The organism is Pseudomonas sp. Irchel s3a12 (genome assembly GCF_900187485.1).
GTDB lineage: Bacteria > Pseudomonadota > Gammaproteobacteria > Pseudomonadales > Pseudomonadaceae > Aquipseudomonas > Aquipseudomonas neuropathica.
The window spans coordinates 18935-31875 of the sequence record NZ_FYDN01000017.1 but is presented as its reverse complement, the minus strand read 5'-3'; the positions used below and the strand labels follow the sequence as shown (position 1 = coordinate 31875).

Annotated in this window: 8 protein-coding genes; 3 read left to right on the top strand and 5 right to left on the bottom strand. The window is 55.0% G+C overall.

Going from position 1 to position 12941, the window contains the following annotated elements; translation table 11 throughout:
- Positions 1-16: 16 nt before the first annotated feature.
- Positions 17-1045, bottom strand: a complete 1029-nt coding sequence (locus CKW14_RS25125; RefSeq protein ID WP_095050891.1) for a LacI family DNA-binding transcriptional regulator — start codon at positions 1043-1045, stop codon at positions 17-19.
- Positions 1046-1153: 108 nt separating this feature from the next.
- Between CKW14_RS25125 and CKW14_RS25120 the strand changes: the two genes are divergently transcribed.
- The 3 genes from CKW14_RS25120 to CKW14_RS25110 all read left to right on the top strand — a co-directional run bounded on the left by CKW14_RS25120 (position 1154) and on the right by CKW14_RS25110 (position 6943).
- Positions 1154-2083 carry a hypothetical protein gene (locus tag CKW14_RS25120; RefSeq protein ID WP_218233213.1) on the top strand — a complete coding sequence of 310 codons (930 nt, stop codon included), beginning with the start codon at positions 1154-1156 and terminating at the stop codon, positions 2081-2083.
- 79 nt (positions 2084-2162) lie between these two features.
- Positions 2163-4310 (top strand): hypothetical protein, encoded by a 2148-nt coding sequence (locus tag CKW14_RS25115; RefSeq protein WP_095050890.1) that lies wholly within the window; start codon positions 2163-2165, stop codon positions 4308-4310.
- 173 nt (positions 4311-4483) lie between these two features.
- Positions 4484-6943, top strand: a complete 2460-nt coding sequence (locus tag CKW14_RS25110) for an autotransporter outer membrane beta-barrel domain-containing protein (protein ID WP_095126336.1) — start codon at positions 4484-4486, stop codon at positions 6941-6943.
- 63 nt (positions 6944-7006) lie between these two features.
- Here CKW14_RS25110 and CKW14_RS25105 read toward each other — a convergent pair whose 3' ends face one another.
- The 4 genes from CKW14_RS25105 to CKW14_RS25090 form a co-directional block, all read right to left on the bottom strand.
- Positions 7007-7474 carry a hypothetical protein gene (locus CKW14_RS25105; RefSeq protein ID WP_095126335.1) on the bottom strand — a complete coding sequence of 156 codons (468 nt, stop codon included), beginning with the start codon at positions 7472-7474 and terminating at the stop codon, positions 7007-7009.
- A 298-nt stretch (positions 7475-7772) separates the two neighbouring features.
- The gene (locus CKW14_RS25100; protein ID WP_095050887.1) at positions 7773-8414 is read right to left on the bottom strand and encodes a DUF1345 domain-containing protein; all 642 of its coding nucleotides are present in this window, start codon (positions 8412-8414) and stop codon (positions 7773-7775) included.
- A gap of 181 nt (positions 8415-8595) precedes the next feature.
- Positions 8596-11694, bottom strand: coding sequence for an efflux RND transporter permease subunit (locus CKW14_RS25095; protein ID WP_095126334.1), 3099 nt, complete (start codon positions 11692-11694; stop codon positions 8596-8598).
- A gap of 15 nt (positions 11695-11709) precedes the next feature.
- Positions 11710-12867, bottom strand: coding sequence for an efflux RND transporter periplasmic adaptor subunit (locus CKW14_RS25090; protein WP_095050885.1), 1158 nt, complete (start codon positions 12865-12867; stop codon positions 11710-11712).
- Positions 12868-12941 lie beyond the last annotated feature (74 nt).

The following is a 12941-nucleotide window of genomic DNA, read 5'->3' as shown; positions in this document are numbered from 1 at the left end:
CGCCTTCGCGAGCAGGTCAAGCACTACCAACCTCACGGGTTGACCCACGCTCAACCAGCACCGGCGCAAAATCCACCACCCGCGCCACCTCATCATCCCCACGCAACCGCTTGAGCAAACACTCAAACGCCCGCGCGCCAATCTCCTGCGTCGGCTGAGCCAGCGCGGTAATCCCGCTGCCCACCAACGGATACCAATCCAGATCGTCCAGGGCAATCAGCCCGACATCCTCGAACAACCGCACACCCATCTCCCGCAATGCCGTTGTGGCAGCAAGCGCCGCCACACCATTGGCGCAAAACAATGCTTTCGGGCCGTCGCCGGGAGTGTTTAAAAAGGTTTGAAGTTGCGTGCTCAGGTCATCGCCGGTTTCTAGCACCGCCCCGGCCAGGTTCGAGTGCAGCGCGATCTGCGCCTGAAAACTGCTGACCCGCTCGATCCGCGAGCTGGTGCCGTCATACGGTTCAGTCACCAGCACCAGATCCCGATATCCATGCTGCTCCAGATGCGTGATCGCCATCTCAACGGCTTGCGGGTTGTTCAGCCCGACCATGTCGCTGTCGAGCCCGTCGACCTTGCGATCCACCAGCACCAGCGGCATCTCGCGGCGCAGTTCATGCAGTTCGTCACGGTGATGGCCAAGGGTGTTCACGATCAGCCCTTCGATGTTGTACGAACGCAACAGCGCCAGGTGCTGGCGTTCCTGCTCGTCATCGCGGTCGGTGTTGCACACCACCAGGCTGTAGCCATGCGCACGGCAAGCGGTTTCCACCCCGTGCATTACGGCAATCGAATAAGGGTTACGGATATCGGCGACGAGCATACCGATCAGGCGTGTGCGCCCGCGCTTCAGCCCGCGAGCCATCTGGTTAGGTCGGTACCCGAGCTCGGCGATGGCGTGCTCGATGCGCAGAGCGATGGCATCGGAGAGCAGGGCGCGGTCATCGCCGATGAAGCGCGAGACACTGGCCTTGGACACGCCGGCGCGCTCGGCGACGTCGAGCATGGTTACACGGCTGCGTCGGGCGGTGGAGAAGACGTTCATGGTGGCAACTTTATTTTTGTTGGATGAGTTTTGTTAATCGTTGAAACCGGTTTCAGATAACACCAAATACTCCGCCTTCGTCAAGACACGCCTACTACCTGAAGACGTATGCAACCTGAAAATCCCGACAAGCGGTCACGTACCCTGTCAGATCTGACAGTAGGCGGAACTCATTTTGAAGCGCCTAATAAAAGTCATAGCGTTGCAAGCCGATTCAAGCAGGTACGTCAAATGAACGATCCAAAAACAACAAACCTAGCGGGGCGGCCTGGCACTGATCCAATCGGTGTATTTGATTACGACCCCCCGGTAGTTATTGAGGTCGATGCGAATGGAGTCATTCTTCCTATTGCCCATCAAAATGGCTTGACTGTAATAGTACCGAGATGGCCTTTTCCGGCGCCGGTTGGGTCATCGAATTTTCTTTATATTTATTTGGAGGGGGACGAGGTTTTTAATCAAAACTATCCGAGTCCACTAACCGAGCCAGATTATCGGCCAGTCATTGCGCCTAGGTTCTTCGCCGCCGATGGAACGTACCGTTTGCATTACGAGACCATCACGGAAGGAAATCCCGCTTACTCGGGCGACACAATTCTTGTCGTTAGACGCACGCCACCTGTTTTATTGGTTGAACCTGAATTTCCGAGTAGAAGTCTGCAGGGATATTTGAATTGCGGTTCGACTCCCAGGTTATGGGAGAAGGTGATCGTGCGCATTCCAGTGCCAACGCTGGTGGATTGGTTCGAGAACGACGAGTTGCGTTTGGAGTGGACCGGGTATGCAAGTTTGAATGCTTCCGGTCCAGTGCTGTTTACCCACGAACTGAAGAAGGTATTGACCGCTCAGGAAGTGGTAGAGGGATATGATTTTTTGATAACCGATTATGTGCAATATGTAAAACCGTTGGAAAAGAATTCCTCGGCGTTGGCGGTCTATTCGATATACCGAAACGGTGTGCCTTTTGCGAAGTCATCTCCTGGGCTTATTAAGGTAGACAGGATAATTCCTGGAACAAATCGCAGCTGTGAACCTTGATTGTTGTTGTTTTTTGAAACTTGCTGGATTGCGTTGTTTTTTTGCTGGCGTCGTTAATAAACGGAAGGGAGCTGTTAACATGACAATCGATATGAAGCTAAGCGCTGTACAACAGGCCGCGGAGAACTCTCGGAAAGAACTCAGAAAAAATCGATTAAATATAGGCGTTTCGGCAGATTCGCCAAAACCTGTGATTGTGGGTGTGGCAGATGGTGGAGTAGTGCCCGTTACGATATTGAAAAGCGCCGCGGCACAGGCGGCGACTACAACAGTTGCACGCCAGCCCGATCTTCCCATTACGGTTACTGTTTTCGCATGGGAGTTTCCGAGTGACAGAGACGAAGTAGTTATCGAGGGCTATGCCTTTCAGGAGGGTATCGACGACCCGGATGCTCCTGATAGCTGGGCATGGGTGGAGTGGCTGCGTCAACCGGCCCCCGCTGTTTCCGGTCGGCCTACTCAATGGAATGTCACGTTGCCTGCGGGCAGGCTCACGGATATTCTCACGACGGGTTCTGCCTCACCTACCCAGTGGAAAATCCAAAGTTCGGGACAACTGGACGGCAACCCTCAATACTCTGAAATCACCACTTGTTTCGTGGATACTTTCGCGCCTTTCCACAACAAGGGCGATGTCCGTGTTCTGGCACCCACCCGAGTGGACTTTCCACTGCCTGCGAACGCTAAAATTGATACGGCCTATCTTGAAACCATTCGAACTACCGGGATGGAGTTCACGTTGCCGGTCACAGATGGCAAGTGGGAAATTAAAGCTACAGATAAATGCTTTATTTACTTGAGCCCAACGCTAAGGCCTACACGTCAGCTCACCCCGACTTTGACTGTTGATCCTGTTCCAGCGGATGGGAAGGTGTCTATCCCGATGCTGGACATCAGTAAACTGGCAAACGGTACCGTGTGGCTGATCATGGCCTATGAAGATGCGGCGGGTAACCGCAGCGCAGATATGCTCGCCTACAGTCGAATCGTCGAATTTGTCCCACTTCCTGTCCCCGCTCCTCCGATCATTGACGCTGCCAACACCGCCGGCGATAACGTCATTGACCTCGCCGATGTGAGGTTCTACGGAACTTCAGGGGTACCGATTAGAGTTTTACGTCCTCTAAATACGCAAGACACCGACAAGGCTACTGTGTTTTTCGAGAATTTTGAAACAATTGACCTTGATCCTCCGGTGCAAGAGTTTGGAACCAATACCGAGTTGACCTTCAGGATTAAATGGATTGACTTGAAAACGATTTACGCCTCTCTTGCTGGAGGAGACCCTGACGTTCGTGAAGTTGGCACGCGTGTCGTGTGGACCTGGATGCGTGGTCTCACTCCGAAAGACTCCCCGGCGGCAACTCCCGATCTGGATTTCTCCTACCCAGGTGAGGAAAACCCGGATGAGCCTGATGAAATCAATAAATTGCTGGCGAAAGTGCAACTTCGTGGGGTCGACAAGATTCTGAATACACTGAATCCTCCGGATCTGCTGACAGATCCGGAGGTCATTATTCCATTGCCGACCACCGAGCCATTGGGTAACGACGTTGTTTGTAAGTGGTTCTACAACGGACTTGTCGTCAATGAGTTTTCACCGGAAGGTTTGACAGAATACAAAGGTACTTTGCCCGCCCAGAGAGTGGTTGATGGTCAAGCCGGGGACAAATTGACCTACTGGAGCTTCTCGTATATCGGCGGTATCAACCCGCAACGGTCTCTGGATGAAACGGTCACGGTGACAACTGTCGCGAAGGAAGTGCCTGACCCGGTCATTGACAGGTTGTTCGACAACGGCACGATTATCAACTGCCCAACCGTTGGATTCATCCGAGGCGTCAAACCACCTCTGCCGTTTTTGACTTTCAGGGTCGCGGCGAATCCTGTTCTGGCTGGCTTGCAAAGCATTACCGCCCATTGGGTTGGGACTACTGATGCTGCCGGACAATCGCCAATCACTGATACCGATCAAGATGTGCCTATTACTGTAACCGGAGCCGAAGCCACGACGGGCATCACGGGTCAGATCGCGGAATATCTGACCAAGATTGTACCGATCCAGACGCGCCCGGATCCTTTCCCTGTACCTGCGCCGGCGATTACTTATGCATCACTCAAGTACACGGTGGTGTGGACCGATGGTACTCGAGCAACATCGAATGCCACAGTGAAGATTATTTCTCTGGTCAATGGGAACCGTGAGTTCTGTCATGAAGTGAGGTGATTAGAGGGAGAGTCAAGAAAACCGGGTCCGATTAAACGGGAGGCATGAGAAATGCCTTCCCGTTTGGTTTTTTCAACGGCGCAGATTTTTCTTTCAGTAGTTAAGGATTAGTCCTACAGAAAAGCGAGAACTTGGTCTGTAGCCTTCTGGCCATTCTGGGGGAGGAAACTTTAATGGGAAGCCTCCCAAAGTTATCCTTGTTGATTTATTTTTGGGTGGTAATTCTTATGCCTTTGCATTGTTTTGACAAAAAACTGATGGCGGGTCGTGCAGGAAAATTCTGGTTTCTCGCTTTTTCCGTATTGTCCACATCGATGGCTCATGCTCGCGCCATCATCACCGATGAAACGATCAATAATAGTGCGCCAGTGGAGGACTTTATTATTGGGCGGGGTGCTACGTTGACCGTGAATAATGCTGAGACATTAAATATTTCTTCGAATGCTTCAAAGCTGGTTGTTAATGCCGGAACCTTGCAAGATATTCGAGCAACTAACGGTTCGACAGTGACGCTCGATCGTGCCACGGTCACGGCGCGTGCAAATCAGCCGGCTGTCACCATTACCAACTCAACCGCTGTCATCACAAACAGCACGATTACCAGTGATACCACAGGGTTGCAGGTTGGGCGTATACCTAGCGCGCCTCGTGAGACAGTGGTGTCCCTGATTGGAACTACGGTTACCGGCGGTATAGAAGCAGCGGTCGTCAGCGCGCAAACTACACTCAACCTGACCCGTTCTGATCTGATTTCCAATAGCGCCAATGGTTACGGTTTACGCTTGGCCAGCGGCGATGTTTTCGCACAAGGCGGCAGTATCGTCGGAGGAATGAATGGCATCTTGCTGAGCGGGGATAATTTTATCGATCGCGCCAATACCCTGGTGCTGGATGGCACGCGCGTGTCGGGAGGCAGCGGTGCCGCTATAGCGGTCGATAGCGCCGGGCGTTCGATTGTTACTAACGTACACGTACGCAATGGTGCCGATCTGGTTAGCGGAAATGGCAATTTGTTAGAGGTTGGCAACGGTGGATTAGTTAACCTGACTGTTGATAACAGCGCACTCACTGGAAACGTCGAAATTGCAAATGGCGCGTCTGCCAATATCACATTGCAAAATGATAGCTCGTTGTCCGGTAATCTTCACAATGCGGCAGCAGTTAATGTGAATAACCGAAGCTTTCTCAAAGGGGATATTGTTAACGATGTGCCTGGCGGTGCTTCTGTAGTAATTGACTCTGCGTCTGTCGTCCAGGGGAATATTTACAACTCCACGAGCGTCGATGTGAATAATGGCGCTCAGTGCAAAATGACCGGAAACAACCTGGTCAGTAAACTGCATCTTAATGGCGGCACTGTTGATTTGACTGGCGGTGATGCGTTTAATCGTGTTGATATCGTCAATCTGTCGGGCACTGGTGTTTTTGCGATGAGAGCAGATCTTGCCGCTGATGAAAGTGATTTTTTGAATGTTTCCGGTACGGCTACAGGGAGCCACCAGTTATTGATAGCTGCCAGTGCCAACGATCCAGCTTCGGGTAATCCTTTGAAAATCGGTAACATTGCGACTGGCGATGCCGCTTTCTCTTTACTGAATGGTTCTGTGGATGCGGGAGCATTCACTTATAAACTGTTAAAGGAAGGGGAGGGGTTGTACCTTGCTCCGGACAAAGAGACGGTCAGCACAGGTACCAATACGGCCCTGGCAATTGCTGCAACTGCACCGACTATTCTCTATGCAGAAATGACTACGTTGAATAATCGACTCGGTGATCGACGTTTGAATGGCGCTGAGCCGAGTGTCAGCGCCCGATCGACAGGACAATCTCAAGCCGGGGTCTGGATCCGAACCTATAGCAATCAATACAATGTTGAGAATGCCTATGGTGACGGTTATTCACAAAGCCAGAAAGGTGTATCGGTGGGGGCAGACGCACCTTTACCGATAGGAGATGGCCAATGGCTGGCGGGAGGCTTTGTCGGTTATAGCAAAACCGAGATGGATCTGAAACGAGGGAGCAACGCGACTGTCAACAGCGGATATCTTGGCGGCTATCTAACCTGGTACGACGCAGCGACGGGCTTTTACGTTGATACGGTCACCAAAATCAACCAGTTCGATAACAGTGCCAAAGTCACTATGAGCGATGGAACACGAACCAAAGGTGATTATAAGAATCTGGCACTCAGTGGTTCGGTCGAGGTTGGCAAACATATCGCTTTTGAAAATGGCGTGTTCCTGGAACCCTTTACCCAAGTCGCGGCTGCCATCGCTCAGGGCAAGGACTACACGCTTGATAATGGCTTGCGCGTCAGTAATGATCACACCCGCTCACTGGTCGGCAAGGTCGGTACCACGGTCGGCAGCGAAATGGCCTTGGCCAATGGTGGAAAATTGCAACCCCGATTAAAAGTCGCACTTTCACAAGAATTTATAAAAAATAACAAGGTCACTGTGAATGACACTCAATTTAATGATGATCTGTCGGCTACTGCTGTGGAGTTGGGCGCAGGAATAAACTGGACGCCGACGAAAAAAGCCTGGCAGGTTTACAGTGAGGTCAATACCAGTACGAGTAAAACCGTCAGCCAGGATTGGAGCGCTAGCGTCGGAGTGAGTTATAACTTCTAATGTTTGTATAAGAATCATAAAATAAAAAGGAAGCCAGGCTTCCTTTTTATTGTTCGCTATTTTTCAAATGATTGCGGTGTCGTAACTTAATTGGCCGGAGATTTTGAATGAGCTGCCTTCGGTGTCGCTAACGGTTATATCAAAATTCCCATCGATTTTGCTGACTTCATCACCTTTGCGTATTAGGTTCAGAAATACTGTGCCTTGGATGGCAGAATAAATATGAGGCTCGGCATCAGCTGTGTCGATGTAGTCAATTTTGAGTCCCTTGGTTGTAGCGGGAATGAAGAAAGTTCCGCCTTCAGTGCCTTCAGGGAAAAGCAGGGTAATCGTTTTCGTGTCGATTCGGGTTTCATCTACTCTAACAATGTGCTCGGCTGTGAATACCCATTGTTTGCCACCTAATTCCGGGTAGTCTTCCAGTTTCAGATTGAAGTAATTGGCGTTAAAGTTTACTACGTCGTTATTGCGCAAGATTTGGGCAGTGAATGAATTTATGGTTTGGATGGTTACATTGAGCGGCGCATTCATGAACGTTCTCCGAATTTAGTTGGGTACCTATCCATAAGCCAGATCCAGCTTAATGCATGGATGTCACATATAAACGTGTGTGCGCAACTTTGTATACTGTCAGAGTTGACAGGTGTACAGGCGGGTAGTTTTATGCTTCTGCAGATTGCAAGGGTGTTTCTTTATATGCAGTACGGTTTTTATACTTTAAAGCGTGATGCCCTGATTTCCCATGTTGGAAAGCGTATCAAGTCATCGTTCGCTGGCTCGTATGGTGATCAAATTGCAGGCGGTAATCCTGAAAGGCTTCGCACCGCCGTCAGCCGAACAACCCCGCTGCAATATTGATCGAAAACCCCAGGATTGCTGTGTTGAAAACAAATCCGATCAACGACTGCGCCAGCACGATTTTCCGTATATCCCGTGTCGCCACGCCTACATCCGCTGTCTGCACTGCCACACCGATGGTGAACGAGAAGTACAAGAAGTCCCAGTAGTTGGGCGTGGTCAGACCTTCGGCAAAACGCAGGGCCGGCTCCTTGCTATCGCAGGTGTAATACAACCTCGCGTAGTGCACGCAGAAAATCACTCCGATCAGCAGCCACGAACCGATCACCGTGAGGGCGGTAAAGCCGTAGTGCAGGAGCTTGCGCGTGGTTTCCAGATCTTTGCTGCCCGCGAGTTCGAAGGTGATGGTCGCCAGACTAGCGAGGGCAGCGATGCACACCACAAACAGCACCAGCCCGGCATTTTCGTCTTCGACTTCAGCGATACGTTTGACGTCCGGCGCCTTGGCGCGCACGGTCAGCCAGAACATCAGGATCAGGTAAGTCCAGACACCGGCGTTCCAGCCGATGAGGATTTTGCTGACGATGGAATCGGCGGGGGCCAACAGACCAGTGGCGAGGCCGAAGAGGGCGGCGGCAGACAGGCGAGGGTGGGTGCGGGCGAGGAAGCGCATGGGGACTCGATGGGCCAGGGTAGTTCAGACACCTTAGCCCAGCGATGCAGGATATGACCACTGACTCGAGTTTATGAAGAACCCTGTGGGAGCGAGCCTGCTCGCGAAGGCGTCGGTAGATTCAACATAGATGTTGGCAGACCGGACGCTTTCGCGAGCAGGCTCGCTCCCACAATTGGTATCAGTGGGGTTTGGTGAATCGTTGTACGAGCTTCATGACCACGACGAAGAACACCGGGACGAAGATGACCGCCAGCGTCGCGGTGATCATCCCGCCAATCACGCCGGTGCCGATCGCCTGCTGACTCGCCGAGCTGGCGCCGGTGGCAATGGCCAGTGGCACCACGCCGAGAATGAATGCCAGCGAAGTCATCACGATCGGTCGCAGACGCAAACGCGCGGCCTGCAACGTCGCATCGATCAGGTCGTGACCTTCGTCATACAGGCTCTTGGCAAACTCGATGATCAGGATCGCGTTCTTCGCCGACAGACCGATGATGGTGATCAGGCCAACCTTGAAGAACACATCATTGGGCATGCCGCGCAATGTCACCGCCAGCACCGCGCCGAGCACGCCCAGCGGCACTACCAGCAACACCGAGGTCGGAATCGACCAGCTCTCGTACAGCGCCGCCAGACACAGGAACACCACCAGCAACGACAGCCCAAGCAGGATCGGCGCCTGGTTGCCGGACAAGCGTTCCTGCAACGACAGCCCTGTCCATTCCTGGCCCAGACCTTTCGGCCCCTGCGCCACCAGACGTTCAATCTCCGCCATGGCCTCACCCGTGCTGTGCCCCGGCGACGGCTCGCCGGAAATCGCAATCGCCGGATAGCCGTTGTAACGGGTCAACTGTGCCGGGCCTTGAATCCAGTTGGCCTGCACGAACGCAGACAGCGGCACCATGTGCCCGGTGTTGTTACGTACATGCATTTTCAGCAGATCGGCCACCTGGCTGCGTTGATCGCCTTCGGCTTGCACGACAACACGCTGCATGCGCCCCTGATTGGGGAAATCGTTGATGTAGCTGGAGCCGACGGCAGTGGACAGCACATTGCCGATATCGGCGAACGATACGCCCAGGGCATTGGCCTGCTTGCGGTCGACCACCAACTGCACCTGCGGCGCTTCGGCCAGCGCGCTTTCACGCACGTTCATCAGTACCGGGCTTTTCTCGGCGGCTGCGAGCAGTTCGGTGCGCGCTTGCATCAAGGTCGCATGGCCGAGGCCGCCGCGATCCTGCAAGCGGAACTCGAAACCGCTCGATGTGCCGAGGCCATCCACGGGCGGTGGCAGCACCGAGAACGCCATGGCGTCCTTGATTTCAGTCAGTGCGATATTGGCGCGATCGGCAATCGAGCTGGCGGCATCATCACTGCTGCGCTGCGACCAGTCCTTCAGCGTCGAGAACGCCAAGGCTGCGTTCTGGCCGCTCCCGGAGAAACTGAAACCGAGAATCACCACGGTGTCACTGATCCCCGGCTCGCTGGCGTTATGTGCCTCAAGCTGTTCAGCCACGGCCACCGTGCGGTTCTTGGTAGCGCCGGGCGGCAGTTGAATATCCGTGATGGTGTAGCCCTGATCTTCCACCGGCAGGAACGAGGAGGGCAGACGCGCGAAGCACAGGCCCAGTCCAACCAGCAGCACAGCGTAGATCAGCAGGTAACGGCCGCTGCGTTTCAGCGCATAGCCGACCCAGCCCTGATAGCGATCAGTCAGGTGCTCGAAGCGGCGGTTGAACCAGCCGAAGAAGCCGGATTTTTCGTGGTGTTCGCCCTTGGCAATCGGCTTGAGCAGCGTCGCGCACAGTGCCGGCGTGAGGGTCAGGGCGAGGAACGCCGAGAACAGAATCGATGTCGCCATCGACAGCGAGAACTGCTGGTAAATCACCCCGACCGAGCCTTGCATGAACGCCATCGGAATGAACACCGCGACCAGCACCAGCGTGATGCCGATGATCGCGCCGGTAATCTGCGTCATGGCTTTGCGTGTGGCTTCCTTGGGCGACAGGCCCTCGGTGGCCATGATCCGCTCGACGTTCTCCACCACGACGATGGCGTCGTCCACCAGAATACCGATGGCCAAGACCATGCCGAACATGGTCAGCACGTTGATCGAGAAGCCCAGCGCGAGCATGGTCGCGAACGTGCCCATCAGCGCCACCGGCACCACTAGCGTCGGGATCAACGTGTAGCGCACGTTCTGCAGGAACAGGAACATCACCGCAAACACCAGCAGCATCGCTTCGCCCAAGGTGTAAATCACTTTGGTGATCGAGACTTTGACGAACGGCGAAGTGTCGTACGGAATCTTGTATTCCACGCCCGCCGGGAAGTAGCGCGACAGCTCATCCATCTTCGCCCGCACCAGGGTCGCGGTGTTCAGCGCGTTGGCGCCCGGCGACAACTGCACGCCGACAGCGGTCGACGGTTTGCCGTTGAGACGCGTACCGAACTGGTATTCCTGGCTGCCGATCTCGACCCGCGCGACGTCACCGATGCGCACGGTGGAGCCGTCGCGATTGGCCTTGAGCACGATGTCGGCGAACTCTTGCGGCGTCGACAACTGACCTTTCACCAGAATGGTCGCGGTGATTTCCTGACTGGATGGATTGGGCAGATCGCCGATGCTGCCGGCGGACACCTGAGCGTTCTGCGCGACGATGGCTTCATTGACGTCAGCCGGTGTCAGGTTGAACGCGATCAGCTTCTGCGGATCGATCCAGATGCGCATGGCCCGTTCGGCGCCATACAACTGCGCCTTGCCGACGCCCTCCAGACGCTTGATCTCGTTCATCACGTTACGCGCCAGATAATCGCTGAGCGCCACGTCATCGAGCTTGCCATCGCTGGAGGTCAGGGTGATCAGCAAGAGAAAACCGGACGAGACTTTTTCAACCTGCAAACCCTGCTGAGTCACCGCTTGCGGCAGGCGCGACTCGACCACTTTGAGGCGGTTTTGCACGTCGACTTGCGCCAGCTCCGGGTTGGTGCCCGGCTGGAACGTGGCTTTGATCGTCGCGCTGCCGAGGCTGCTTTGCGATTCGAAATACAGCAAGTGATCGGCGCCGTTGAGCTCTTCCTCGATAAGGCTGACCACGCTTTCATCGACGGTCTGCGCCGAGGCGCCGGGATACACGGCGTAGATTTCGATCTGCGGCGGGGCGACGTCGGGGTATTGCGCCACCGGCAACTGTGGGATGGCCAGCGCACCGGCCAACAGGATGAACAGCGCGACGACCCAGGCAAACACCGGGCGGTCGATAAAGAACTGCGGCATAGAAAAGCGTCCTGCTTACTGACCAGAGGTCTGGGCAAGTGGAAGAGGGGTGTTGTCGATCTGCACGGTTTCGCCGGGGCGGGCGTGTTGCAGGCCTTCGATGACGATGCGGTCGCCGGGCTTGAGGCCGCCGGTGACGATCCAGCGATTGTTCTGCACCGCGCCCAGTTGCACCGGTTGCTCAGCGACGCGCATCTGCTCATCGACGGTCAGCACCTGAGCAATGCCGGCGCTGTCACGCTGCACGGCACGCTGCGGCACGGTAATGCCGTTCTGGATGGTGGCCTGTTCCAGACGCACGCGGATGAAACTGCCCGGCAGCAAGTCGAGATCCGGATTTGGGAATTCGCTGCGCAGGATGATCTGACCCGTGCCCGGGTCGACAGTGATGTCGCTGAAGAGCAATTTGCCTGGCAGCGGATACAGGCTGCCGTCATCCTGAATCAGCGTGGCTTTGACCTGATCCTGGCCGACTTCCTGCAGTTGCCCGGAACGGAACGCGCGGCGCAACTCGTTGAGTTCACGGGTCGACTGGGTGAGGTCGGCGTGAATCGGGTTGAGCTGCTGAATCAGTGCCAACGGTGTGGTTTCGTTCTGCCCGACCAGTGCGCCTTCGGTGACCAGCGCACGGCCGACGCGACCGGAAATCGGCGCGGTGACGGTGGCATAACCCAGATTCAGTTTCGCCCGTTCGACGGCAGCCTTGTTGGCCGCAACGTCAGCAGCGGTTTGCCGGGCATTGGCGCGGGCGTTGTCGTAGTCCTGAGCGCTGATGGCTTTGTCATCGATCAACTGGGCGTAGCGTTGCTCTTGCAGTTTCGCTTGAAAGGCATTGGCTTCTGCCTTGCGCAGCGCAGCTTCGGCGCTGTCGAGGTCAGCCTTGAACGGCGCCGGGTCAATGCGGAACAGCACATCGCCTTTTTTCACGTCGCTGCCTTCGCGGAAGGTGCGTTGCAAGACCACACCGGCCACCCGTGCGCGCACTTCGGCGATGCGTGGCGCGGCGATGCGGCCGCTGAGTTCGCTGCTGATCGTCAGGGGATGCGCTTCGAGCGTCTCGATGCGCACCGTGGCCGGTGATGCCTGATCCTCGGCTTTCGAGGATGAATCACAGGCGCTCAGTGTCAGCGCCATCGCGATCAGGCCGAGTCCGGCCAGCAGTTTCTTCGACATGTACAACCCCCAATATTGATGTCCGCATCCTACGGGCAGACGCCGAGATTAGCGGTGAAGCTTTGTAGGCGCTG